Source organism: Fimbriimonadaceae bacterium, from assembly GCA_019454125.1.
GTDB lineage: Bacteria > Armatimonadota > Fimbriimonadia > Fimbriimonadales > Fimbriimonadaceae > JALHNM01.
Window position 1 is genome coordinate 1,297,573 of sequence record CP075365.1, and the last position, 24,055, is coordinate 1,321,627.

Below are 24,055 nucleotides of genomic sequence, written 5' to 3' on the forward strand. Positions count from 1 at the left end.
GTGTTCTGCCGACGATTGGTCGCGCAGTTGCGCCGACACCCGGAACTGAACATCGTGCAGGTCTGCATGGCGACGCCTGAAGACGCCCGGAGCTTCGCCAATAAGTTACGGAGCCCGCATCGATTTATCTGCGACCCGGATGCGAAGCTTTACGAACGATTCGGGCTTAAGAAGGCGGGGACAGGGCAAATTTTGAACCTGAGGACGGTCTCGCGCTCTCTGGCCGAAGTCGGGATGGGGAATTTAGGGGGCAAACCAGTAGGGAACCCATATCAAATGCCGGGTGTCTTTGTACTTGCGAGCGACGGCGAGGTCGTATGGAGTTATTACAGTACGGACATCTCAGATAATCCGCGTGTGGAGGAGATCCGCTCAGCCTTGGAGCGCGCCGTCGGGCAGGATCGCGAAGTGCCCGCAGCTGACCGGCCGTGCAAAGCCTGACTCGTCAAACTCTCGCCCGTCGGTGTGTTGTACGCGCAGGCCGACCTCGCGGCAGACCACTAAGCTCCCAGCGGCATCGTAAAGGTGGCACCGGTGGGAGGTCATTCCCCGGATCCGCCCGGTCGCGGCGAACATCGCTTCGATCACGAAGGCACCGAGCATGCGGGGCTTTCCGCCAAGCACCTCGAACTCTGGGGCGACCTCTTCCGAATGGGCCATCAGCTCGGTGCGCTTCACCGGGCCCGGCACTACGTTTAGCAACCGATCGCCATTGAGGAAGGCTCCTTGGCCCTCGGCGGCGACATAGCTCTCGCCGAGGTCGGGCAGGATGACGGCGCCGCGGGTCAGGCGGCCCGCTTGCAGGAGCCCCGCGCTAATGCCCCAAAGGGGCTGGCGGTAAGCAAAGTTCGAGGTGCCGTCGATGGGGTCGACGAGCCAGGATCCGTTCTCGCCGGGTTCCTCATAGCCGAACTCCTCGCCCCAGACCGTGGTGCCCGGAACCATCGGGACCAAGCGCTCCCGCAGGAAGGTCTCGACCGCGCGATCCACGTTCGTGACCAGCGAGCCGTCGCCCTTGTTCTCGACCTTTAGCTCCTCTCGGGCGGCCAAGGCAATCTCCGCAGCCTCAGCCATGACTCGTTCAAGCTCGCGGAGGCTCTCAGGTAGGTCGGCCACGGCCTCCTAGTATGGGCAATCCGGGAGGGCGGTTACTGGCCCTCGTAAATGTCCTTGCGTACGCTGAACATCGGCCTCCGCAGCTGGCCGAAGACCATGCGGCGGGTGTGACCGTCGCCCCAGATCGTCACCGCCCCGTCCCGGTGAAGGAAGTTGAAATGGTCGCGGTATCGCTTGTCATAAGCGGGCGGCGCATTGAACCAGTCCGGCTGCTGCAGAAAGTTGCACACGACCACGTATGAGGCGTGCTCCCAGACGGCCAGCGTGTTCGCGGGGTCGTCGAGTTCGCCATTGTTCGCGCCGTCGCATTCCTCAACCCCCCACTTATAGCTTGTGCGGCAGTTCTTCGCGCCTGGGCCGAACTCGTTGTCCATCGCCTTTGGGTTGCGGTTGTAATAGTACGAGTAGCGCCCTTGGCGGAAGTAGTTGTAAGCCAAGGCGAGCTGCCAGCGGGCCTCTTTCTTCGGGCACACCTTCACCTCATAGCTCTTGAGGTACGGGTCGATCATGCCAGGTCGGATCGGGTTCACGGCGGGCTTCGTCATGTCCCCGCAGAACTCGTAACACCAGCTGTTGTTGTTGTCGTATCCCACCCACATCTGTTGGGGGGCGAACTTCGGGTCGCTGTCGACGATGTTCGCCACCGGCGCCCAGTTATCGTCGTTGTCCGGCATGTACATCTGCAGACCAAGCCCGATCTGCTTCATCTGGGCGATGCATTGGGTCTGCTTGGCCGAATCCTTCGCCTGCGCGAAAACAGGGAAGAGGATGGCGGCGAGGATGGCGATGATCGCGATCACGACCAACAGCTCGATCAACGTAAAGGCGCGACGAAGGCGGCGAGAGCCCTGCACTAGGGCATACTACCTAATACAAAGCTGATTTGCGCCACTCCAAAGAATATTCAAGCGGGGTGTTTGCGGCTGACGACCACAAAGCGGTTGCCCAGCGCCTTGGAGCGTCGGACGAAGAACTCGGCGTCCGGCGTGTGGGTCGCGAAATGGAGATCGGCGTCGTCGATGGTCACGATGCCGAGGCCGGGCACCTCATAGTCGCCTTGGGCGACGGGCTCGCCCAGTTCCTTCCAGGTGACCAAGTAGCGGTCAGCGACCACTGGCTCGCGCATTAACGGGAAGATACCCGTCGGGCTAGAATTGCGGCCGTGGACCGGGCCTGTCTGATCGTCAATCCTTTCGGCGGGTCTGGACGGACGGCACGTGTCTTTGAAGGGTTCCGCGCAGCTGGGGCGCTGGAGGGCATCGAAGTCTGCACGACCGAGCGCCCCGGCCACGCGACCGTGATCGCCCGCCGCGCGACCCAGGAGGGTGCGAAGCGCGTCATCGCCATGGGTGGGGACGGCACCCTGAACGAGGTCGTGAACGGCCTGCTCGGTTCAGAGGCGGTGCTCGGGATCGTCCAGGTCGGCACGGGGAACGACTACGCAAAGACGCTCGGAATTCCTACCGACCCAAAGGAAGCCCTGCGGCTGGCCCTGGAAGGGAAAGGCAGGGCGGTGGACGTCGGCATCGTGAACGACGAGCTGGCCTTTGTGAACGTGGCGGGAGTCGGGTTCGACGCGGAGGTCACGAAGACGTTCAACTCGAAGAATGCTGCATGGCGTCGCCTTCCGCCGCGCGTTCGGTATTACCTCGCCATCGCGTCCACGTTCGCAAAGTTCAAGGGTGTTCAGTCAAAGTTGGTCATAGATGGAGAGAGCTTCGCTGTGGACCAGCTCTTTCTGCTGGCCGTCGGGCACGCGCGTTTCTATGGGGCGGGGATGATGATCCTGCCCGATGCCGACCCCTTCGATGGCCTTTTCGATACCGTCTGGGCGAGCGACCTGCGGTTGGCCGAACTCGTCGGCTTGCTGAAGAAGATCGACGGCGGTGGTCACATCGGACACCCAAAGGTGGCGCACAGGCGGGCGCGGCGTGTCAGTCTTGCGACGAATCCAGACGCCCCGTTCCATTTGGAAGGCGACATCCAGGGAGAGACGCCCGCCGACTTTACAGTCCGACCCTCGGCCCTTTTAGTTTCCGTCACACTTGATTAGAAACCGATCTAAGGGTTGCTCCGTCGTTAGCAATACTGGAAGGCATTACATGCAGATTCTTGGTTCCCTTTTCGCCATTGTCAGCCTGGTTTGCTCGATCATCATCCTGATCGACGCGTTCAAGAGTGCCATTTGGAAAGGCATCGTGGGCATCCTTTGCGGCCTCTACCTGCTTTACTACGGCATCGTCGAGTTCAAGCACCCGAATAAAACCGTGATCCTCGCGGTGTGGCTCATCTCCGCAATCCTGGGGGGCGGCCTTTCCGTGATGAGTTCCTCGGGCCGGATCTAGGATCCCGCAGGACGTGTGCCGGGCTTGGTCACAGGAATGGCCGAGAGCCAGTCCGGCACCTCTTCGGTCGCGTAACTCGTGGCCGTGACTTTATAGGCGGCGTAGTGCGCGACGCCAAAACCGGGCGGGGCCCCGGACCGGTCGATCAGGACGCCGACTCCGGCGGGGACGCCCCCGTTTCTGCGTACGACTTCGAGGGTCTCCTGGACAGAGAGCCCGGTGGTCAGCACGTCGTCCACGATGAGCACCTTGGCGCCCTCACGGACGCTGCCGCCTCGGCGCAGTATCTTCACGCCCGCTTCGCTCTCCACATAGAGCGCCTGGACGCCGAGTTGACGGGCGACCTCGAACGCCACGATGATGCCGCCGGTAGTCGGCCCCGCCACGACCTCGATACCAGCCGAACGGTAATGAGCCGCGATCTCCCCGCAGAGCGCGCTCAGCACGTCCGGGCGTTCCAGCACGCGAAACTTCTCGAAGTAGACGTCGCTATGGCGGCCGCTCGTCAGGACGAAATGGCCACGGAGCACCGCGCCGCTGGATTCCAATAGCGCCCCGAGGTCAACCGAGGACATGGAAGGGGTTCATCTCCCGAACGACGCGGTTGTCGCCGTCCAGCAGCAGCACTTCGGGCACGACTTCCTCATCGGTGAGGGTGAAGGCGGCGATGATGACGCGCTCGCCCGCCTTGAAGAGGTGGGCGGCCCCGCCGTTGATCCCGACCACGCCGCTTGGGCCAGAGAACGCATAGGTCTGGATTCGCGAAGTGCCGTCGACGGACCAGACGTGGACCAACTCTCCGTCTTGGATTCCGACCCTCCTCAGGAGTTCGCCGTCCACCTCGATGCTCCCCACGTACTCCGGGTTGGCGTACGTGATATGGGCGTGGTGCAACTTAGCTTTTAGCAACTGGTTCAGGCGCATTCTCGCTCTCTTCTAAGGGGTCGATCGCGGCGGAAGTTTCCTCGGGCCGTGGGGCCGCGGGGCTTTTTGATCTCGGGCGGCGAGCCCAGGCGGCGGCCAGACCGCCTAAAGTCATGATACCGACACCCCACCAGACCAGCTTGGTCAGGGGCTTATAGAAGACTTCGACCGGATAGGCGGGCGCTTGGTATTGCACTTGTAGCGAGGCGCCGCCGGTCGCCGCGTCAATCTGCCTCAGCCGGATCCGGTACTTATCGCCGATGGCGGAAGGCAGCTCGATCATTTCGCCTTCGCCGAGTTGGATGGCCGGCTCCGCCGTCCACTCGCCGTCCGGAGTCTCGACCTTTACTTTCGCCGTGAACTTGGCGCCCGGCATGCCTGCCTCACCCTCGCGCTGCAGGCCCTCATAGGTGACGAGCATGTTCTCGTCTCGCACGAGGCGGGTCTCGCCCTTGGCCATCGGGGTGGTGTCAGTGGCGTCAAACGTGAGGTCGTGGACGACGACGTAGAAGTCATAAAGGGGCCGGGAAAGGATCCCCGGCCAGGCCATGGGCTGGGGCTCGCCTCCAGAGTTCATGCCGAGGTAGTAGAGGCCGGGTTCGACCTGGAACCGGTCGCCTGCGCGCGTCGCGACGACGGGCACTTTATTGTTCCGGTCGGCATAGTTCACGGTCGGCGCGCCCGCTTGCCATTGGTAGCCGAAGGCGGGCATGGGGCGCGTCGGGAGGAGCACCATCTGCTCCTTCTGTTCCAGGCTGCGCGAGACGAGGAGGCCGAGGACCGCGGTGAGGACGCCGACGTGGGTGAGCAAGCCGCCGACCGAAAGGCCCTTCTTGGGAAGGGTCTCGGCCAGCCGCCAGGCGCTCGCGACGATGCCGAAGAGCGTGACTCCGGCCACGAGTGCCGACCAGGACAGGTGGTTGACCTTGAGTCCGAGCAGCCGCGTCGTCGCCGTCTCCGAAGCGGGAAGCGCTTCCCACGCGTGCGGGAGCTGGAACCCCTTTAGCCAGAGCATCAGCACCCCGGTCAGGAAAATCGTGAGTGCGAGGACGTTCAGAAGCCGCGCCATGAGCTTGGCCAACCCGATTCCGCGCCATGAGAGAAACGGGCCGGCCGCCATCGCGACAATGAGCGGAAAGTACAGGAAAGCAAGCGTGGAGTTGTACAGTTTCTCGTCCACCACCTTCGGTGCCTGCCCCGCCAGCGACTGGAAGAGGGGAACGCTCATCCCGATCGCCGTCACCACCCCGAACGCTCCCATGATCCATGCGGAGGTGCCGAAGAAGACTTCGCGGTTCAGCCAGGACTCTGGCTTTGCCAGCGACTCCTCCTGTCGGTTGAGGTTCCGCGCGCGCCAGCCCCAAGCCGTCGCGAACACCAGCGTCGTGACGAACATAAGTGCGATGAGGGTCCAGAGCGCAGAGCGGTCCATCTCAGCGAAGCTGTGCACGCTCGTATCGCCCAGGAAGCCGGACCGGGTGAGGAACGTGCCGTAAATGAACGTCACAAGCGGAGCCGCGGCGAGGGCCACCGTAGTCATCGCCCACTTCTTCCGGGCGACCGTGACGAACGCGTTATGGATGAAGGCGACGGTGAAGCACCAGGGCACGAAACTCGTGTTCTCGACCGGGTCCCACATCCAGAACCCGCCCCAGCCGAGCGTCTCGTACGCCCAGAAACCGCCCATCGCGAGGCCAAGGCCGAGCAGGGTCGCGGAGAGGATCGCCCACGGGCGGACAGGGGCGAGCCATTCGGCCAGGTCGCCCTCTAACAAGGCGGCGAAAGCCCACGCGAAGAGCACCGCCAGCGAGCCGAACCCGAGGAAGATCGTGGGCGGGTGGATCACCACCCAGTAGTTCAGAAGGGACGGGGCGAGCCCCTTGCCGTCGGGAGGGATGATCGGTTGGCCGTGGACCAGCAAGAGCACGAAAGGAGACTCATAGGCCAGGATCGCGCAGATCGCAGCGAGCAAGGCCGCGTAGCTCGCCGTGAACCAACGGCGATAGCGCCCGGTGGCCGGGCTCGCAAGGAGGCCAAAGATCGCCGTCGCGGTTCCCCAGAGGAGGATCGAGCCTTCTTGGCCGGACCAGACCGCCGCGACCTTGTACTTCAACTCCATTCCAAGCGCGGAGTGGCCGGCGATGTACTTAAACTGGAACTGGTCGTTGACGAAGAGCGAGAGGAGGCAGCCGAAGGCGGTGAAAAGGCCCAGCACGCCCAGAGTGAAGGCCCAAGCCGCAGGTTTGCCGCGAAGGCTCAGGAGCGACGCGAGCAGGAACGCGCCGAGCGCCACAAAGACCGCGGCGTACCCGATTTGGCCGACCACGAGCGACCATTGCGGGGCAATGACCGCTCGCACTTCAGGTGTCACTGGTCGACCTTAACCTCCACCGGCTTAGGTTAGGAAGCCTTCGCTTCCGATTTGGCCATCGGGGTGTCCGAGCTCTCGTACTTCGAGGGGCACTTGAGCAGCATCTTCTCACTGGTGAAGACCCCTTCCTTCATGCCGCCGATAACGACTACGCGCGTTGCCGAAGCCATGTTGGCGGGCGGCGCGCCCTTGTAGAGGACCGGGAGGGTCTTGCCCTCGTCGTCCTTCACGATGAAGCGGACGGTCTGCGACGTGGCGGAGACGTCGAGGGTGCCGGGGACGATTTCGCCGGCGACGTGAAGGTTATCGGCCTGGGAGACCTGTGCCTGGGCGACGGTTACGTACGGGCTGGCATTGGTCATGAAGGCGTACACCACGGCGCCAATTCCCACGAACGAAAGGACAACGGCGAGTAAACCTGGTTTCATACGCTCTCGCCGCCTATTTTACGCGATCTTGCAACGCCGATGCGGGAACGAGACTAGAGCCTGCGGCGTCTACCGATACCGGGAGAGTAAACTCCCCACCCTCGGTCGCATGGCACTACGGAACGGACTTACCCTGGCAGGATTTCTTCTCGTCGCGGCAGCCTTTGGGCAACCCGCGACCCCAGCCCAAATGGCGGGGGTCAAGCCGGCGCCCGGGTACGGCACGATGCATTTCCAGACCCGCCTGGGCGGTTTCCGGAGTATTGACGGGCGCGGGCGGCTTGAGTTCACTTTCACGGGGACGGTGTTGCTCAGCCAGGTGAAGGGCGACGCCAAAGTCACCGGACAAGTCCGCAAGGAATGGGACAAGAACGACCGCCGGGTCTATACGGGCACGGGCCGCGTCGTGGTGACGGGGGAATGGCGGGCCGTCCAGTGGTTCGGCCGGGACATGCAGGGCGTCTGGTACGGCCGGGGCACCTTGCGAATGGGCGGAGAATTCGACCGGGACTTGAACACGGGCACCTATTGGTTCGACGACCCGAACGACAAGATGTACTGGCCCGCGGGCACGACCTTCGACATCAGCTTCCCGCGCAACATGCCGGGCGTCAACCCCGCCACCACGCCCCGCAAGAAGAAGTAGCCTCTTGCTCCGCCACACGTTCGTCCACCTTCCGGGGGTCGGCCACCAGGCCGAGCGGGCGCTCTGGCGACAGGGGTGCCACACGTGGGACGACTACCTCTCCGCGCCAAAGGAGTTTCGGATCGGGAGCGCGGACAGGGGCCAGGTCACGGAACTCTTGCACCGATCCGTCGAAGCCCTTGAGAACCGGGAGCACCAGTTCTTCGCTCGGTGGCTCGGCGCCCGCGAGGCGTGGCGAGCCTGGGAAGACTTTCGCGACTCCTGCATCTATCTGGACATCGAGACAGACGGCCGCGCGGGAGGAGACTCGGTCACGTGCGTCGGGCTCTACGACGGCAACACTTTTCGATGCCTGATCGCCGGGGAAGACCTGGCCGTTTTTGCGGACGCCATCACCTATTACAGCTATATCGTCACGTTTTTCGGCACAGGGTTCGACATTCCCGTGTTGCAGAAGGCCTTCCCCCACGTGATGTTCGACCACATCCACCTCGACCTCTGCCACGTGATGAAGCGGCTCGGGATGCAGGGCGGTCTAAAGCGCATCGAGTACGACCTGGGCATCACGCGGTGCGACGAGACGCGCGGTCTGACCGGGCGCGATGCCGTAAGGCTGTGGCGGAGGCACCTTTATGGAGACGAGTCCGCCTTGCCGATCCTCGTGGCCTATAACCGGGAGGACGTGGTGAACCTGGCGAAAATCGCCCAGATCGCCTACGACCGCCTCCGGATCCAGACGTCGCTAGACGACGAGCTCGGCAAGTTCCCGAAACGCGCCTTGAGAAAGGGCGAGCCCAGCCTCTTCGACGTCGTGGTGGAACACGGCCCTTAGCCGGTTCGGTCCCATCGCGATCAGATCCACCCCCTTCTCGCGCAGCGCCGCTTCCCACCGGTCCGCCGGGGCGACCGTGTCCACCATCAGGATGTTCGTTTGGGGCGGCACGGTCGAGAGCCCAGGCAGGCCGTCCAGGCTCTCGGCGAGGCGTCGGCACCGGTCGTGGTCTTCGGCCAGCCGGTCCACCATTTGCGTCAGCGAAACGATGCCGCAGGCGGCGAGGATCCCGGCTTGGCGGAGGCCGCCGCCCATTCTCTTGCGCCAATAGCGAGCCTCGCTGATGAAGTCGGCCGTGCCGCAAAGGACCGAACCGACCGGCGAGCAAAGCCCCTTGCTCAAGCAGAAACTCACGGAGTCGACCGTGCGCGTGATATCGTCGACGGGCGCTCCGAGCGCGACGGCCGCGTTGAAGACGCGCGCTCCGTCCAGGTGGACCTTGATTCCGAGTTCGTCCGCCGCCTGACGAAGGCGGCGATGGGTCTCCAGGGAGGTGACGGTTCCTCCCGCGCGATTGTGGGTGTTCTCAAGGCAGAGCAGGGTGGTGCCCGGCGTGTGCTCCGACCGGCGCAGGACGCGAGAGGCGAGCGCGTCCGGGTCGACCACGCCCTCGTGCGAAGGGACTGTCCTCGCCTGCACACCCGCGAACACGGAAGGGGCCGCCCCTTCGTAAAAGAGCATGTGGGCCTCGTCCTCGAAGAGGACGCTCTCGCCGGGGTTCGTGTGCGTGGCCAGCGCGACTTGGTTGCCCATCGTGCCGCTCGGCACAAAGATGGCGGCTTCCTTGCCGGTGAGGTCGGCGGCCAGCCGTTCCAGTTTCTCAACCGTCGGGTCGTGACCGAGGACGTCGTCGCCGAGTTCGGCGGCCATCATCGCCTCGTACATCGAGGGCGTGGGCCGCGTCACCGTGTCGCTTCGGAGGTCAACGCGCACGCGCCTAGGATACTTTCTGCTGTGGTCAGAGCCCGGCGAGGTGCGCGTGCGCCGCTTCGCGGACCTTCATCCAGGCGCCGTACGAGAACGCGTGGTGCTCGCCTTCCATCGCGAGAAGGCTCACCTGGTTGCCTGCCTGGCGAAGACGGGCTTCCATCTGGAGCGATTGCGAGAAGGGCACGATTTCGTCGGCGGTCCCGTGGACGAGCAGGGTGGCGGGCGCACCCGCCAGTGGCTGGCAGGCTGGGCTCGCATCTGCCCACCGCGGGTCTTCCGCAGAATAGCGGTCGCCCATGAACTGCTCGGCGAACCCGCGGGCGAGCGGTTCTTCGACGATTCCGGGGTCGGTCATGTCCGTGATCGGGCATACGGCCACCGCCCGCGCGGGCCGGACCGACGGTTCGTCGCCATCCAAGATTCGGCCCGCCAAGGCTGTCATCAGGGCCAGATGGCCGCCCGCGCTGTTGCCGAAGACGGCAGTCCTCCCCGGCGAAGTGCCGAACAAGCTTGGGTTCTCGGCGGCAAAGAGCAGGAACCGTTGGACGTCCGCGATCGGGATCGGGAACGGGAAGAGCGGCGCGAGCCGGTACGAGACGCATACGGCGGCCCAGCCATGCGAGGCCCACCAGAGCGCTTCGTCGCGATAGTCCTCCTTCTCGCCGCTGATCCATCCGCCGCCATGGATCAGCACCAGCAGCGGGAGCGCCTCGTCCGTGTTCCGCCGGAAGAGGTCGAAGGAAAGCTCCGCCCCTTTCACCGGAAACCGCTGATTAATGTCCGCCCGCATGGTTTTGATGCTATACCCGTTTCCGCGCGGGTAGAACACGCGGGTGTTTGTGCCCTGCTGCCTCTTGCTCCTGGCCCAAGTCCAGCCCTTGCCCCGCGCCTTTTCCCATAACGACTATTGGCGAAAGCAACCGTTGGCGGACGCTTTGGCCTTGGGGTTCTGCGGCGTGGAGGCTGACGTCTTCTTGCAAGACGGTGAGCTACTGGTCGGCCACAACCTCAGCGAACTTAAGAAAGGGAAGACCCTCCAGGCGATGTACCTGGACCCGCTCCTGGAGCGTGTCCGGCAAAACGGGGGGCGCGTCTATCCTGGCGGACCGGAGTTTCTGCTCTTGGTCGACGTGAAGCAAAGCGGGACGGCCGTTTGGGACCGGCTGAAGGAACTGCTTGCGGAGCGGAGAGAAATGCTTGCCACCAAGGCGCCCGGGGCGGTGCGGGTGGTGGTCAGCGGAGACCGCGATTCGCGGATCCTGAAAGACCCAGATGCCCTGGCCGGCTATGACGGCCGCAAGGAAGACCTGGCAAGCGACCTCCCTGCCTACCGCATCCCGCTGGTCAGCGAAGACTGGACCTCGCTCTTCCGATGGAAGGGGATCGACACGATGCCCAGCGACGAGCAGGACCAGCTGGCGGAGTTCGTCCGGCGCGCCCATGCCCGCGGCAGGAAGGTCCGGTTCTGGGCCATCCCGCACGGCAAAAGCGTCTACGCGACATTGGTCGGGGCGGACGTCGACTTCCTCAACGTCGACCGCCTGGGCGAGCTTGCCGACTTCCTGCGCGCCAGGGACTCGGGTGGGTCGTCGGGAACCGAACGGGAAAGGTAACCTCTTTCCTCCTACCGATGGCCCACAATGTGATCGTGGTCGGCTCCGGCCCGGCCGGCTACACCGCCGCCCTCTACGCCGCTCGAGCGAACCTGCAACCCCTCGTACTCGCGGGCCCTGAACCGGGCGGTCAGCTCATGATCACGACCGACGTGGAGAACTACCCCGGCTTTCCCGACGGCGTCATGGGGCCCGAAATGATGGATCTCTTTCGGCGGCAGGCGGAGAGGTTCGGATCCCAGATCGAGCACGACGTGGTCACGAGGGTCGACCTTTCCGCGAGGCCGTTCCGAGTCTGGACGGCGGAGAAGGAGCACACGGGCAAGACCTTGATCATCAGCACGGGCGCGGTGGCGAAGTGGATGGGCGTGCCCGGCGAGGTGGAGTTCGGCGGCCATGGGGTCAGCGCTTGCGCGACTTGCGACGGCTTCTTCTTCCGCGGCAAGCGGATCATCATCGTCGGCGGCGGGGACACCGCAATGGAGGAGGCGAACTATCTGACACGGCACGCGGAGATGGTGTACGTCGTTCACCGGCGCGATTCGCTCCGCGCGAGCAAGATCATGCAGAAACGTGCGATGGAAAACCCCAAGATCGAGTTTATTTGGAACACCGTGATCTCTGAAATCCTGGGCGATTCCGCCCCTTATAAAAAGGTGCACAGCGTGCGGCTGGAGAGCACGGTCGAAGACCGCTCCTGGACAATGCCGATCGACGGCGTCTTCGTGGCGATCGGCCACAAGCCGAACAGCGAAGTCTTCGCGGATTGGCTGGATCTTGACGAGCTGGGTTACATCAAAGTCGAGCCCTATTCGACGCGCACAAAAATCCCGGGTGTTTTCGCTTGCGGCGACGTGACCGACCGGACATACCGCCAAGCCGTTACGGCTGCGGGGACCGGGTGTATGGCGGCCATCGACGCGGAGCGGTTCCTCGAAGCCGAGGAAATGGGTTAGTGCGCTTTCCGGCCCTCGCCGTATGCCTTTGCATCGGGCCGGCTTTGTACGCCCAGCCCGTCCTCCACAAGTTTCCAAGCGTCCTCGATGGACAACCGAGGTTTGAACTGGAATATGAGCCAGAGCCCATGGCTTCTCCCAAGGCAGCCCCGGGCAAACCCTGGCCCTTTGACCGAAAGATCACCGCTCGCGTTTTGACCGAGCAGGGCCCGCGAACGAGGTTCAATGTCTATATCGAACAAGGGCTGCCGAAAAGCGAGCTGGACCGGGGCGTCTTAGCCGCCCGCTTTCTGCTGCGTCTTTACGATTTCAATGTCAGCTGGCTCCGCTTAGACCACAGCCCTCTTTACGGCGGAGGATCCATCGATGTTTATCTTTGCGCGAGCGGCCAACCGGGTGGCGAGCATCAGTTTACAGTCGATACAACTGCGACGGACTCGTCCCGACGCCCAAGGAAATCCAGCGTCATCTTTATTTACCGAATTGGCGAACTTCACGATCAGCTTGAGTTCGCGCGGGAGCTCGCCCACGAATATGGCCATGCCACCTTGCCCCCCTTCCGAATCGATGGCGGTCCCGAGGAGTGGGTCAGCGGAGACGTTGGCGAACGCTTATACCTTAACTGGATCCAGGATCTTTTGCTTTCTGAAGCGGCGGACTCTGCCGATGTCTTATCGGTGACTCCCAGCCAATTGGCGGCATATGCGAACAAGCGCGTCCTCCCAGCCATGGAAAAGGTCGCCTTGGAGGGGCCCAACTGGAGCTTGATCAAGACGGGCGGCCAAGAGGGGTATTCCTCGTTCCTCGGCCTCGTTTCCTGGTGTGCGCAAGTCCTGCCCCGCAAGGTTCTTTCCCGAGCGCTCGTCCTCGCGCCAAACCAAAATGCGATCTCTTTCCGAACCTCTCTTTCGGAGGCCGTTGACGAGTCCCCGGGTTTCCGCCCCACGATTCCACAGACGTATAAGGGCAGGGGCGTGTGGATTCCGACCGGGAGCGCGAAAATCGCGGGCGGCGCGGTGCTGCAGCAACGTGAGAACTGGACGAAGGTTACTGGCGCCGACGAGCTTTGGGTCGCTCCTTCGGCGAGCCGAGGGTCCTGATCCCACCTCTCTCCCCTGAGGAAAACCCCAGGGGCACCGACAACAATGCTGACGGCGCCGAAAGGACCTCAATCCAGCTGCGATGTCGGAAATCCTCTCCCAAGCTGAAATCGAAGCCCTTTTGACTTCGCTGTCTCCAGATTCTGGCGGCGGCGCCTCCGCACAGCCGGAACAATCGGGCGGCAAACCCGGGGCAAGTTCCGCCAGTGTCCGCAGCCTCCGTGCGGCAACGGCCTACGAAGTTTACGACTTCCGGCGACCCGACAAGTTTAGTAAAGACCAGCTCCGGACCCTGCAAATGTTGCACGAAACCTTTGCACGTCTGGCCGGCTCGTCCCTATCTGGACACTTGCGGACCCATGTCAGTGTCGACCTAATCTCCCTTGAACAGGTCCCTTACGAAGAGTATCTGCGCAGCATCAACCAATCTGTCTTTGCAGTGATGAACATTTCTCCTCTTAACGGACAGGCCGTTTTGGAGATCGAGTTCAGTATTGTCTTCACAATGATCGATCGGCTCTTAGGCGGCCCCGGCCGCATGATCGCTCGACAAAGCATTACTGAGATCGAACAACCTCTTGTGCGCCAGACTATAGAAAGGATGTTCGGGGCTTTGAAGAGTGCTTGGGAAGGCGTCGTCGTCATAAACCCAAGCATCGAAGCGATCGAGACGAGCGCACAGTTTGTACAAATCGCCCCTCCGTCTGACGTGGTGATCAGCGTCCTCTTCGAGATTCGCGTGGGCGATACGCGAGGCGCCATGAGCCTCTGCATTCCCTACATGGTTTTGAAACCGATCACGGTCAAGCTTAGCGCCCAAAAATGGTTTGCGAGCAGCAACCGAAAGCAGGCGCCTGCCTACCGAAGCACGCTGACCGGCCATGTCGCAGCGTCTAACGTGGAGTGCACGGCGACACTTGGGAAATGCCGCATGCAGGTCCGCGAATTCTTACAGCTTAAGGCCGGGGACATGCTCAGATTGGACCGGCGCGCTGACCGAGAGGTACTAATGATGGTTGCTAAGAAGCCGAAATTTGAGGGACGTCCCGCCCTCCATAACAAGAAGCTGGTGTTCCGCATCAGCCAGCCGTTCGCTGAACTTTAAACCATGAGCGTCTCACCAGAAATCATTGAGAAGTTTCGAGCCTACCAACCACAGGTTTGGCAGTCAGTCAAGAGAGTTATCACTGACCAGGTCGATCAATTCTCGTTGGACGATAGTAATGTCGAGGGACTATCCACCGCCGAAGCAACCAGGGGTCTCGCGACAGGCGTTCAGATAGCCTTCGCATTTGCTAACGCGCCAGAAGACAACATGGTTGTCTTCCTCCCGCAACTCACGGTCAATGCACTGTCTAACCGGGATGAAGCGATCACCCTCGATGACAATCTCGTCGCAGAACTTCGGTCTACCTTCGAAGGGGTTGTCCAGGGGATCTGCCTAGCGATAGGCACAATCCTTGACGAGCCGATGGTTGCTAGCGGCTTGCAGATCCGGTTGCAGGATCTCCACTTGCCCGAGAGCCTCGATCGATCTGAGGAAGTCGTTAAGGTATCGACGAGTGGCACCGTTAACGGACAAACCGTCCAGGTGTTCTGGTTCCTAAGCCGTGTCGCTGCCGCTACGATCTGTGGAGAATCCACACAGTCCGACGAGGGTAATCCCTTCAAACTTGTATCTGGTGGGGTGGAGGGCCGGCACGGTGACCCGAGTTTCCTGGAGGATGCCAGCCTAGAGATCATTATGGACATTCCCCTTGAAGTGAGTGTCGAACTTGGTCGCGTCAAGATGCCCGTAAAGGACGTGCTCGAGCTTGGGCCGGGTTCGATTGTCGAAATCGATAAGGCTGCGGGTGAACCTGTTGATGTCCTGGTGAATAACCGACTTGTTGCGCGTGGCGAAGTTGTCGTGATTGACGACAATTTTGGTGTGCGTATCACAGAGATCGTGAGCCTGCAAGAACGATTGCAAAAGTTGAACGAGGCAGCATGAAGTTGGTATCGCTTCTTCTCTTCACGGCTCTTGCTGCTCTTTGCCTTGGCCAAGGCGCGACAAGCGGCAAGTTCGGAACCAAGGTCGAACCAAGAAGCGAGAAACCGGTTGAGCAATCCTCCTCAGCGCAAAATATGCTCGTGTTGCCGATCGTAGCTATCGCCCTTTGTTGGGGCTGCGTCACGATCTATACGAAGTTTAAGAAGGGTGCCAGCACGATTGTCCAAAACCACGACGGTCTGCATATAGTCGCAAAAGGCAGTCTTGGATCTTGCAACGTAGCCATCATTCGACATGGCGGAAACCGCTGGCTAATGGCCACTAATGGCGTAAGCCAACCGACAGTTCTGGAAATTCCGGAGTGGGTTGAGCCCGTTTCGAGGAATGAGGTAGGTGACGCAGCCTTGGTTCATGAAGAGACTGGCGACGAGGTCATCGAAAGTGCGGACTTCGGCGACCGCTTGAAGGTGCTGCTCGAAGGATGAAGCGCGAATTCCGAGGTCCGCTGCTTCGTATTCTCCTCCTGCTGGCAGTTCTTGGGCTAGGCACAATCGCCTATACACAGTCCAATAGCATTACTCCGGTAATCAACATCGGCATTGCCGGTGACGAACAACGCTCTCAGATTAGCACGGGCTTACAGATCTTGGTGCTGCTGACGGTGCTGTCCTTGGCACCGGCAATTCTGATGTTGACCACGGCCTTTACCCGGATCGTGGTCATCCTAAGCTTTATGCGGACCGCGCTTGGAACGGCTTCCATCCCGCCGAACCAGGTTATAGTGGGTCTCAGCCTGTTTCTAACCTTCTTCGTCATGGAGCCTGTCTACAGCTCTGTTTACAATGAGGCATATGTTCCATATACACGAGATAAAGATCCGATTCCGTTAGAGGAAGCTGTCGCCCTGGCAGAAAGGCCTGTCAGGGCGTTCATGCTTAAGCATACGTATGAAGCTGATCTAAAGACGCTACTCGAGATCCGTCAAGAGAGGCCAAAGAATGGCGATGATGTTGCACTCCTGACCCTTGTACCTGCCTTCGTGATCAGCGAGCTCAAGACCGGATTTGTCGTGGGTCTCTATATTCTAATTCCATTTGTCATCATCGATATCATAGTGGCAAGTATCCTCATGGGTATGGGCATGATGATGATGCCGCCGACCGTAATATCTCTGCCGGCTAAGATTCTGATCTTCACAATGGCAGATGGTTGGTCCCTTCTGGTCAACTCAATCGTGATGGGCTATCGATGAATCATTCTGTTGTCCTTGGAGTTGTCCGCGAGGGTTTGATCGTGGCGGGATCCGTCGGCATGCCGCTATTGCTAACCGCCCTGGTGGTAGGTGTTCTAATCAGCATCTTTCAGGCTGTTACCCAGATCCAGGAGGCGAGCTTATCATTTGTCCCTAAGATCTTGGCCGTCGCCGCAGTGGGCATCTTGCTGAGCAACTGGCTCTTATCGACTCTGGTTTCGTTCCTAATCCACTGTCTGCAAGTTCCGGTTGGAGGATAATTAGGTGGCGGTCGACGTGTCCCTCATTCTTTCGGGTCTTCTCATCTTTTGTCGGATTGGCGCCTTACTCATGGCCATCACGTCGCTCGGGAACATGATTCCGGTTTCAATCCGCATCGGAGTGGCCGCATGTCTGTCGATATGTCTCACGCCAATCTTACGCGAACTTGTCGTTCCAATGGACTCTTGGGAAGCGCTCGCCCTACAGGCCTTAGGTGAGATTGCTAGAGGGCTCTGCTTCGGCGGTGCGGCTTCGCTCCTCATTTTGTCAGCAGGCTGGGCAGGCCAACTTATTGACACGCAGATCGGCATTAGTTCTGCGCAAGTCCTTAATCCGAGCCTGGGCGAAGCAATCACTCCGTTTGGCACGCTCTATAGAAGCGTGGGCGTCTTCGTTCTCTTTCTTTCTAATGGCCACAGCTTACTATTGAAAGGCATCATTCGTTCGTTTGAGATCGACCCGCTCAAGTTGACCGAAGTGTCACGAATTGGATCTCTCCTAGAACAGTGCCTGGGAATTGCTTTGACACTAGCGATGCCGGTCGTTATGGTGACGGTCATTGTCGACGTTACCTCAGCCGTTATCAACAAGGCGGTGCCTCAGGTGCAACCGTTCTTTCTCTCATTGCCCCTTAAGCTCGTTACTGGAATCGGTGTGGCATCTGGTTCCTGCATGTTGCTGGCGCCTGTGATGGACAAGGCGGGAATCGTATTATTGGGCGGGTAGCTCTTTATGTCCCAGAAAGATGCAAACGAGAGAACAGAGGAGGCAACGCCTAAACGTAGGCGTGAGGCCAGAGAGCGGGGACAAGTTGCCAAGTCCCAGGAACTAACAAATGCCTTGGGTTTTCTCGGATTCCTTGTGCTCACATGGCAAATGTTCGGAGCAGTCGGGATCAATTCGCTCTTGTACTTCTCCCAGTACTTAAGCTATTCTGGCACCGAAATAATAGATACGAAAAACTTTGCAGTCTCCTCGCTCTTTGCTCTGCTTGCTTCGGTCGTCCTTGTGCTCTTGGTCACGACTGTTATCGGAACGGTATCGAACGTAGGTCAAACAGGCCTGCTTGCCAACCGCGAAGCCTTCAAGCCTAAGTGGGATCGAATCAATCCAGCTTCAGGATTTAAGCGGCTATTCTCTAAGGTCGCCGCCTTCGACTCTGTTAAGGCTTTGTTGAAGTTAGGTCTTTTCCTGACCCTATGTTTGAAGAGCGTCGAATCCTTTCAGATCAAACACCAGGGGAGCGAGCTTTCCCCAACGGAGTCCCTCAAGCAAGGAGGCGAGACACTCCACGGGGTACTCGTCCAGATTGGGATTCTTTGGTTGATTTTCGCCGTGTTCGATTACATGTTCCAGAAGAAGGAATTTGAGAAGAGTATACGAATGACTAAGGCGGAGGTGAAGCGAGAAATGCGGGAACAAGAGGGCTCGCCTGAAGTCAAGTACGCCCAACACCGGCGAAGGTCGAAACTGTCGAAAGGCTCCTTGGAGTCGCGATTGAAGAAGGCGGACGTCATCGTCACCAACCCTACCCACTTTGCCGTTGCTCTTCATTACGACCCCCTCACAATGAAGGCTCCGATGGTTCTAGCAAAAGGTCAGGATGTCCTTGCTCAGAGAATTAGGGAAACCGCGAAGACGTACAAGATTCCGATTGTTGAAAACCGTGTTATCGCTCGGGCAATTTTTACCCGGTGCGAGGTTGGTGAGTTCATTCCCCGTGAGCTATTCTCCCCGGTCGCCGAGATCCTCGCATACGTCTACGGTAAAATTGGTGGCAAGCGATCTGAATAAGGTCACTTCGGCGGAAGATGCAGGGAGGGTCGGAAAAGTGGAAAGCGGCGGTGTTGCAGGGCATGGCACTGCCGGCATGGCTCACCGAGGTCTCCGACCTCGACGACGTCGTTGTGAGTTCGCGAATAAGAATGGCTCGGAACTATTCGGGGTACTGCTTTCCGAATGTGGCTCCGAACAGCGACTTGGAGGCAGTTTCCAAAATTGTGCGGTCTCGCTGCAACGAGGCTCCCGAGAAATGGTCTAGCACCTCTTCATTATCTGACCTCGAACGTTGGTATTTAGTTAGCTCCAGACTTGTTTCGCCGGAGTTCAAGTATCGCGCTGTCGGGCGGATCGTCGCGATCGATGCTGATCGACGCATTAGCATTCTGGTGAACGAGGAGGATCATGTGCGGCTACAGGTGATCTCTCGCGGCGGCAGATGGCAGCAGGACCTTGAGTTGTGCGACTCTACGCTCAACTTCTTGGAGCGTGGTTGCTCATTTGCGAGAGATTCAGAGGGCAACTTTCTGTCAGCCTGTCCTACTAATTGTGGTGCTGGATCCCGTTTTTCAACGTTGCTTCATTTGATCGGCTTGTCGCAGTGCGGTGACCTTCAAGGTGCTACCACTGAGTTGCGGGAGATGGGTGCGGTGGTGAGGGGTATTTTTGGAGAGACCAGCCGCGCTGTCGGCGCCTTTTTTCAGATTAGCTTCACCGGTACTAGTAGCGACAAGCTTCACGTAGCCATAGAGAAAGTGGTCGAGCGTGAACGTCTTGCGCGAGAGGCAGCAAGGCGGATACTTGTTTCGAGCTTGGAATCCATTTTGGCCACCGGCATCTCTACTCGTTCACTGAGTATGGAAGAGGCGATAAAGTTGCTCTCCTGGGTTCGTTGGGGAGCTTGCGCAAGGGAATTCGCAGACCTTAAGCCGGCAGAGGTCGACCAACTTATGGTCACCAGCGAACTTTTTGGCCACCAGTCCATTGCCGTGTCTGGTGCCCACCGGGCTTCGTCGATCCGGATTTTCTGCGAAAGCCTCCTGAAAGGCAACGGGCAGACGTCGATGACCGTAGGCAAGGTTCGAGTCTAGAACAATGGCAGAAGTGGATCAACCGAGTGGTGTCGTCACGTATAGGCCCGCTTCTGCGCTCAAGTGGGCCGAACTTGACAAGATCTCGTGGAAAGAAACACTGCAGAAGTCGCGCGGGGTTTCCCTTAACTCTTCTGAAGTGATCGGGGCGATTAAGGAGGCAGCTGGAAGAGCGACGGCCTTCGGCAAGTCTGCTGTTCGTGATTACACAACGCGACAGGCTGTCCAGGTGTCATATCATCTTCTGGATACATCGTTTCTCGTAGTGTCGTCCGGGGCACAAAGAGCGGTAGATTATACGGAGATCCGTGCAATCCGTGAGAGACCCGAGAATTCATTTGAACTGGTGACCGCGAGCGAGCCGGTGGTGATAAAACCTCCGGCCCTTCTATGTGTCGGTAAACAGAAGGTGCCTGTTGGTTGGGAACGAAACGGAATAGAAGTCCCGTACCTTTTCCTTGTTGAGGAATTGGTCTCGCGCACGGGCAAAGAGGTTTTGCAGGGATGACCGGCTGGTTTGAAACCCCTCCCTTTGGGTGGGAAAGTTTGGTCGAGCGCGCGCTTGAAGAGGACATCGGCACTGGCGACGTGTCAGCCGCTCTCGTTCCGAAGGGAATCTCCTCAAACTGGTATGTCGAGGTAGAACATACAGGTGTTCTATGTGGCATTGCCATCGCTGCAAATATCTTGTCGAGGGCACCCGGTAGTGTGCAAGTCCTTTACGAGGATGGATCTGGAGTCAAACCAGGACAGGTCGTTCTTCGTGGTAAAAGTAAAGCTTCGAGTCTCTTATCTTATGAGCGCGTTGCCCTGAATTTCCTTATGGTGCTCAGCGGTGTATCTTCAAAGGTTTCTGAGTATGTGGAAGCTGTGTCGGGCACTAGTGCCGCTATCCTTGACACGAGAAAGACAATTCCTGGACTTAGGAATCTCGAGAAGTATGCGGTTCGTTGTGGAGGAGGTTTAAATCACAGGTTTGGACTTTATGATGCAGTCATGATAAAGGACAATCACATACGAGCCTTGGGATCGATCACTCATGCAGTTCATTCTGCGCGGAGTCGTTATGGGCCCTTGATGGGCGTTGAGGTGGAATGCACGAGCGCAAAAGAGGTTGAAGAGGCGGTTGACGCCGGCGCTGATGTCGTCATGCTGGACAATATGTCGCTTGAGGCAATGGCCGGCTTGGTGCGCGACTTTAAGGGTAAATGTCGATTTGAAGCAAGTGGAGGTGTCTCGTTGGAAAGCGTGGCTGCGGTTGCCGGAACCGGCGTCGACTTTATCTCGGTGGGAAGAATCACGCATTCGGTGGCAGCTCTCTCGTTTCACTTAGAATTTGAATGAAGATCGGACCAAATTGGTTGCTTCTCGATGCCGTTGATTCAACGCAAAGAGTTCTTCAAGACCTGCAAGGGCTTGGCGTCCCGTGTGACGTCGTCTATGCAAAGGAGCAGCTGGCGGGGCGTGGAAGATTCGACAGGACATGGTACAGTCAAAAAGGCTCTTCGCTGACCTTTTCAGTCGCAATTGGCGTCGAGGAAAGCCACAACCAACCTTGGCTTTTTGGAATGGCTGCGGCAGTGGCGACCGCATCGGTCATCAACTGCAAAGTGCAATGGCCGAATGATCTGCTTCTCAGGAATAAAAAGGTAGGCGGCATCCTCTCTTCTATGGTTTCCAAGTCCACAGGCCAACGAGCCGTCCTGGCAGGGATCGGAATAAATCTGGGCGAAGGAAGTTATCCAGAAACGTTAGCGGAAAGTGCCACCAGCCTCAGCATCGCACAATGGGAAGGCTCGGCAATTGACTTAGCCGAGGCAATAGTCGCAAAGTGCAGGGACGTCGCAACCCCTCGAAATTGGTCGGAACTTCTACCACTATGGCAGTTGTTCGACGCTACGCCCGGCAAGGAATACCGGGAGGCGAGTGGGAGGGTTGTCACGGCAATTGGGGTTGGACCGAACGGTGAGTTGTTAGGAAGTGCTGACGGCGAGACCGTGAGCGTGATGGCCGCAGAAGCGCTCTGGGGTTCTTAATCAATGCAATTGACGGATACCGTTCTCATGGTTCTTCCGAACACCTTTGGATTCGACGAAGAGACGGCAAAGACAAACACTTTTCAAGAGCCGATATTCGATCGGAAGGTCGTGCAAACGGCTCGCGAGGAAGTTTTGGGCCTCAGTCGCACCCTGGAGGGCGCCGGAGTGAGGGTTCTCCTTTATGAGGATACCGACCGAGATCCTTTGCCAAACGCAGTTTTTCCGAATAACTGGCTCATCACCACCAATGATGGATACTGTTTATGTCCGATGGCGACTCCTTCCAGAAGAAGAGAGCGCAAGGAATCGATCCTGGCCTTTCTCAAAAAGTCTCATAGCATGGGGGCTGAGACGGATCTCTCCAAACTGGAAGTTAAGGGGCAGTTTCTTGAGGGGACTGGAAGCCTAGTATTGGACAGGAAGAACCGAGTCGCGTACGCAGCGGTTAGCGCGAGGACAAGCGTTGACGCTGCCAAGGAGTGGTGCAATTTGATGGACTACCGGTTACAGAGTTTCGTAGCCGATGGCCCTGGTGGCCTACCGGTCTATCATACGAACATCTTGTTAACGATTAGCGAGTCTCTTGTGGTGGTCGCGCTCGAGCTTCTTGATTGCAAGGAGGACGGGCGGGTCGCTCTCAAGGAGCTGGAACAGACTGGCCGGGAAATTATTGACATCTCGACACAACAAATGACTCGCTTTGCCGGGAACGTCCTTGGCTTAAGGTCTATAACCGGCGAAGAACTGATAGCAATGTCTAAGACAGCCGAACAGGCATTCACGCCAGAGCAGATGGATCGTATAAAGCATCATGCCCGAGTTGTTTCGGCAGACATAAACACAGTTGAGACCGTGGGGGGTGGTTCGGTAAGGTGCACCCTATGCGAGATCTTTTCGCCCAGGATCAGTTAACGCCTAGGCGCGAAGATTCGCAGAGCTCAAGGGCTTCTCGAATGTAATCAATGCGCGCTACTATTCGGCGTTGATCGCGCTGAAGAGCCTGGGAGAGCGTCGGGGGCTCTATAAGCTTCTCCAACGCATCGGCCGTCCTCTGATCGATGTGCGATCCAGTTTCGGTCCCATCGAGGAATGGGGCCAGCTCGTCACGAAGTGACTCGTACGTTTTAAGCATCCAGGATCTGTACTGGCGGTACTGTTGATCTACATGTGGAGTGGGTCCGTAGCGCATAGCATCCAACAAAATGCCCGAGATCTTTTCGTGCGCTGAGCGAAAGTCTGACAGGGTGTTCATGGTTGCCCTTGCGATTTCTCGACAAAGTTCAGCTTTAAGTTGGCATTGAGGTTCTCAAGCTGGCGCCGGTCTTCCCCCTCAAGGACAGGGGTTAGGATGGTGGAAAGGGCCTGCACTGAGTCGATGGCCATTCGCGCCTGGACTAGATCCTGGGCTAGTCTTCCCGTGACAGGATCCGGCTGCAATCCAAGCTTCTGCCAAGCTAAGGAGGAGAGCTGGTCGACCACTATCACCAGCACCTCAGGTACGGCAATCGGGCTCCGCTCGCTTTCCGGTTGCTCCACTATGGTGATTGACGGGCGCGGCGGTCAAAACGTCGCCTGCACACCCCAGAATACTAGGGAGAATGGTCGCGAGTAAAGTTGCTGTCTTTAACCTGCGCCTCTCGCTTTGTCGCTGAGTGGCCGTCACAAAAGACTAAGACTGCACGCCCTTCGGAGCGTACGGTTTTCGAGAGAGGATCGATAATTGGTGGTGAACCGTGGCGAAAGTCGACGTTCGGATTTCCCTGCCAAAGGCTCGGGGGATCAATGAAGCCGAAGTCAAATTCTTCGTCGTTTCCGCCCTCCCAAGACACGTCTCGGTAGATTGACGTAGCAAAAACGATTGTCCCAGAAGGATCTGAAAGTGCCGAACCTGTACTTGCATTCTGGCAGTTCGGGAAAGAGCTATAGTCCGCCGTCACGTGAAAATCGCTCCCAAGATATCCATAGTTGTATCCAAAGCCACGGCCGTCTCCTAGGTAAGGTTTCGCGCGGAAAGTCAAATCTTTTGCGAGAGCATTTCTGGTATATGCTGAGAGCAGCCCGCCTCTCAGGTCAAACGCTTCTGGGCCAGTCTGAAGCCCGAACCAAGTTACTAAAGACATGTCAGGGCCGTAGTACATTGCGATCGGGAAGGTGTCGTCATAGTCGGCCGTGTACTGCTTAGCAGCAAAGGCAAGTTGGGCCAACTGAGCAGAAGCCTGGGACTGATAAACCACTTGCTTTGTCGAAGTTATCGCGGGAACCGCGATGGCCGCAAGGACGGCAATGATGGAGATCGTCACAAGAAGCTCGACGAGGGTGAAGGCCGCTCTTGCCACATCATAAATATTTGGTCGGAAGCGGTAGGTTCTTATGGGCCCG

Annotated in this window: 31 protein-coding genes; 20 read left to right on the forward strand and 11 right to left on the reverse strand. The window is 59.0% G+C overall.

Translation table 11 applies throughout. The features are described from left to right. Window positions 1–15 precede the first annotated feature (15 nt). Window positions 16–441 (forward strand): hypothetical protein, encoded by a 426-nt coding sequence (locus KF733_06395; GenBank protein ID QYK57109.1) that lies wholly within the window; start codon window positions 16–18, stop codon window positions 439–441. On the opposite strand, the gene KF733_06400 is transcribed toward KF733_06395, so the two are convergent. From KF733_06400 to KF733_06410, 3 genes are read right to left on the reverse strand one after another with little or no spacing between them, the layout of a single operon-like run. Continuing rightward, a complete protein-coding gene (locus KF733_06400) occupies window positions 373–1,116 on the reverse strand; it encodes a hypothetical protein (protein ID QYK57110.1) in 744 nt (247 codons plus the stop codon). The genes KF733_06395 and KF733_06400 overlap by 69 nt on opposite strands. Window positions 1,117–1,148: 32 nt before the next feature. Beyond that, complete coding sequence (locus KF733_06405) at window positions 1,149–1,970, reverse strand: prepilin-type N-terminal cleavage/methylation domain-containing protein (GenBank protein ID QYK57111.1); 822 nt, start codon at window positions 1,968–1,970, stop codon at window positions 1,149–1,151. A gap of 50 nt (window positions 1,971–2,020) precedes the next feature. After that, the gene (locus KF733_06410) at window positions 2,021–2,242 is read right to left on the reverse strand and encodes a hypothetical protein (protein QYK57112.1); all 222 of its coding nucleotides are present in this window, start codon (window positions 2,240–2,242) and stop codon (window positions 2,021–2,023) included. A 36-nt stretch (window positions 2,243–2,278) separates the two neighbouring features. On the opposite strand from KF733_06410, the gene KF733_06415 reads away from it, so the two are divergent. Next, window positions 2,279–3,169, forward strand: coding sequence for a diacylglycerol kinase family lipid kinase (locus KF733_06415; protein QYK57113.1), 891 nt, complete (start codon window positions 2,279–2,281; stop codon window positions 3,167–3,169). A 49-nt stretch (window positions 3,170–3,218) separates the two neighbouring features. Next, window positions 3,219–3,461: a hypothetical protein gene (locus KF733_06420; GenBank protein ID QYK57114.1), complete on the forward strand. Its 243-nt coding sequence runs from the start codon at window positions 3,219–3,221 to the stop codon at window positions 3,459–3,461. Here the strand turns inward: KF733_06420 and pyrE are convergent. From pyrE to KF733_06440, 4 genes are read right to left on the reverse strand one after another with little or no spacing between them, the layout of a single operon-like run. Further along, window positions 3,458–4,036, reverse strand: coding sequence for an orotate phosphoribosyltransferase (pyrE, locus tag KF733_06425; protein QYK57115.1), 579 nt, complete (start codon window positions 4,034–4,036; stop codon window positions 3,458–3,460). The genes KF733_06420 and pyrE overlap by 4 nt on opposite strands. After that, on the reverse strand, window positions 4,023–4,385 hold the full coding sequence (locus KF733_06430; protein ID QYK57116.1) for an aspartate 1-decarboxylase: 363 nt from the start codon (window positions 4,383–4,385) through the stop codon (window positions 4,023–4,025). The genes pyrE and KF733_06430 overlap by 14 nt, the downstream gene beginning before the upstream one ends. Beyond that, window positions 4,357–6,756 carry a cytochrome c biogenesis protein CcsA gene (ccsA, locus tag KF733_06435; protein QYK57117.1) on the reverse strand — a complete coding sequence of 800 codons (2,400 nt, stop codon included), beginning with the start codon at window positions 6,754–6,756 and terminating at the stop codon, window positions 4,357–4,359. The genes KF733_06430 and ccsA overlap by 29 nt, the downstream gene beginning before the upstream one ends. 29 nt (window positions 6,757–6,785) lie before the next feature. Next, on the reverse strand, window positions 6,786–7,184 hold the full coding sequence (locus KF733_06440; GenBank protein ID QYK57118.1) for a cytochrome c maturation protein CcmE: 399 nt from the start codon (window positions 7,182–7,184) through the stop codon (window positions 6,786–6,788). Between the two features lie 109 nt (window positions 7,185–7,293). Here KF733_06440 and KF733_06445 point away from each other — a divergent pair, with 109 nt between their 5' ends. Together KF733_06445 and KF733_06450 are read left to right on the forward strand one after the other, a co-directional pair. After that, window positions 7,294–7,830, forward strand: coding sequence for a hypothetical protein (locus tag KF733_06445; protein QYK57119.1), 537 nt, complete (start codon window positions 7,294–7,296; stop codon window positions 7,828–7,830). Window positions 7,831–7,834: 4 nt separating this feature from the next. Then, window positions 7,835–8,662 carry a ribonuclease H-like domain-containing protein gene (locus KF733_06450; protein QYK57120.1) on the forward strand — a complete coding sequence of 276 codons (828 nt, stop codon included), beginning with the start codon at window positions 7,835–7,837 and terminating at the stop codon, window positions 8,660–8,662. On the opposite strand, the gene KF733_06455 is transcribed toward KF733_06450, so the two are convergent. After that, complete coding sequence (locus KF733_06455; GenBank protein ID QYK57121.1) at window positions 8,573–9,595, reverse strand: aminotransferase class I/II-fold pyridoxal phosphate-dependent enzyme; 1,023 nt, start codon at window positions 9,593–9,595, stop codon at window positions 8,573–8,575. The two genes, KF733_06450 and KF733_06455, sit on opposite strands and share 90 nt — an antisense overlap. Window positions 9,596–9,620: 25 nt before the next feature. Further along, window positions 9,621–10,382, reverse strand: a complete 762-nt coding sequence (locus tag KF733_06460; GenBank protein ID QYK57122.1) for an alpha/beta hydrolase — start codon at window positions 10,380–10,382, stop codon at window positions 9,621–9,623. A gap of 43 nt (window positions 10,383–10,425) precedes the next feature. On the opposite strand from KF733_06460, the gene KF733_06465 reads away from it, so the two are divergent. From KF733_06465 to KF733_06535, 15 genes are all read left to right on the forward strand, one after another. Further along, complete coding sequence (locus KF733_06465) at window positions 10,426–11,205, forward strand: hypothetical protein (GenBank protein ID QYK57123.1); 780 nt, start codon at window positions 10,426–10,428, stop codon at window positions 11,203–11,205. Window positions 11,206–11,222: 17 nt separating this feature from the next. Next, window positions 11,223–12,161 carry a thioredoxin-disulfide reductase gene (trxB, locus tag KF733_06470; protein QYK57124.1) on the forward strand — a complete coding sequence of 313 codons (939 nt, stop codon included), beginning with the start codon at window positions 11,223–11,225 and terminating at the stop codon, window positions 12,159–12,161. Beyond that, window positions 12,161–13,261, forward strand: coding sequence for a hypothetical protein (locus tag KF733_06475; protein ID QYK57125.1), 1,101 nt, complete (start codon window positions 12,161–12,163; stop codon window positions 13,259–13,261). The genes trxB and KF733_06475 overlap by 1 nt, the downstream gene beginning before the upstream one ends. Window positions 13,262–13,343: 82 nt before the next feature. Beyond that, entirely contained in the window at window positions 13,344–14,366 is a 1,023-nt protein-coding gene (gene fliM, locus KF733_06480) for a flagellar motor switch protein FliM (GenBank protein ID QYK57126.1), read from the forward strand. 3 nt (window positions 14,367–14,369) lie between these two features. After that, window positions 14,370–15,254, forward strand: a complete 885-nt coding sequence (fliN, locus tag KF733_06485; GenBank protein QYK57127.1) for a flagellar motor switch protein FliN — start codon at window positions 14,370–14,372, stop codon at window positions 15,252–15,254. After that, the gene (locus tag KF733_06490; protein QYK57128.1) at window positions 15,251–15,739 is read left to right on the forward strand and encodes a hypothetical protein; all 489 of its coding nucleotides are present in this window, start codon (window positions 15,251–15,253) and stop codon (window positions 15,737–15,739) included. The genes fliN and KF733_06490 overlap by 4 nt, the downstream gene beginning before the upstream one ends. After that, entirely contained in the window at window positions 15,736–16,506 is a 771-nt protein-coding gene (gene fliP, locus KF733_06495; GenBank protein ID QYK57129.1) for a flagellar type III secretion system pore protein FliP, read from the forward strand. The genes KF733_06490 and fliP overlap by 4 nt, the downstream gene beginning before the upstream one ends. After that, complete coding sequence (locus KF733_06500; GenBank protein ID QYK57130.1) at window positions 16,503–16,766, forward strand: flagellar biosynthetic protein FliQ; 264 nt, start codon at window positions 16,503–16,505, stop codon at window positions 16,764–16,766. The genes fliP and KF733_06500 overlap by 4 nt, the downstream gene beginning before the upstream one ends. A 4-nt stretch (window positions 16,767–16,770) precedes the next feature. Further along, entirely contained in the window at window positions 16,771–17,493 is a 723-nt protein-coding gene (locus KF733_06505; GenBank protein QYK57131.1) for a flagellar biosynthetic protein FliR, read from the forward strand. Between the two features lie 6 nt (window positions 17,494–17,499). Then, a complete protein-coding gene (locus KF733_06510; protein ID QYK57132.1) occupies window positions 17,500–18,561 on the forward strand; it encodes an EscU/YscU/HrcU family type III secretion system export apparatus switch protein in 1,062 nt (353 codons plus the stop codon). A 17-nt stretch (window positions 18,562–18,578) separates the two neighbouring features. Beyond that, window positions 18,579–19,637 carry a hypothetical protein gene (locus tag KF733_06515; protein QYK57133.1) on the forward strand — a complete coding sequence of 353 codons (1,059 nt, stop codon included), beginning with the start codon at window positions 18,579–18,581 and terminating at the stop codon, window positions 19,635–19,637. Window positions 19,638–19,641: 4 nt separating this feature from the next. After that, on the forward strand, window positions 19,642–20,145 hold the full coding sequence (locus tag KF733_06520; protein QYK57134.1) for a hypothetical protein: 504 nt from the start codon (window positions 19,642–19,644) through the stop codon (window positions 20,143–20,145). Beyond that, the gene (gene nadC / locus KF733_06525; GenBank protein ID QYK57135.1) at window positions 20,142–20,981 is read left to right on the forward strand and encodes a carboxylating nicotinate-nucleotide diphosphorylase; all 840 of its coding nucleotides are present in this window, start codon (window positions 20,142–20,144) and stop codon (window positions 20,979–20,981) included. The genes KF733_06520 and nadC overlap by 4 nt, the downstream gene beginning before the upstream one ends. Beyond that, entirely contained in the window at window positions 20,978–21,673 is a 696-nt protein-coding gene (locus KF733_06530) for a biotin--[acetyl-CoA-carboxylase] ligase (protein ID QYK57136.1), read from the forward strand. Before nadC ends, KF733_06530 begins: the two co-directional genes overlap by 4 nt. A gap of 9 nt (window positions 21,674–21,682) precedes the next feature. After that, window positions 21,683–22,588 (forward strand): hypothetical protein, encoded by a 906-nt coding sequence (locus KF733_06535; protein QYK57137.1) that lies wholly within the window; start codon window positions 21,683–21,685, stop codon window positions 22,586–22,588. Between the two features lie 336 nt (window positions 22,589–22,924). Here KF733_06535 and KF733_06540 read toward each other — a convergent pair whose 3' ends face one another. Then, window positions 22,925–23,212 carry a DUF1844 domain-containing protein gene (locus KF733_06540; GenBank protein ID QYK57138.1) on the reverse strand — a complete coding sequence of 96 codons (288 nt, stop codon included), beginning with the start codon at window positions 23,210–23,212 and terminating at the stop codon, window positions 22,925–22,927. Window positions 23,213–23,265: 53 nt separating this feature from the next. Beyond that, window positions 23,266–24,012 (reverse strand): type II secretion system protein, encoded by a 747-nt coding sequence (locus tag KF733_06545; GenBank protein QYK57139.1) that lies wholly within the window; start codon window positions 24,010–24,012, stop codon window positions 23,266–23,268. Window positions 24,013–24,055: the final 43 nt, after the last annotated feature.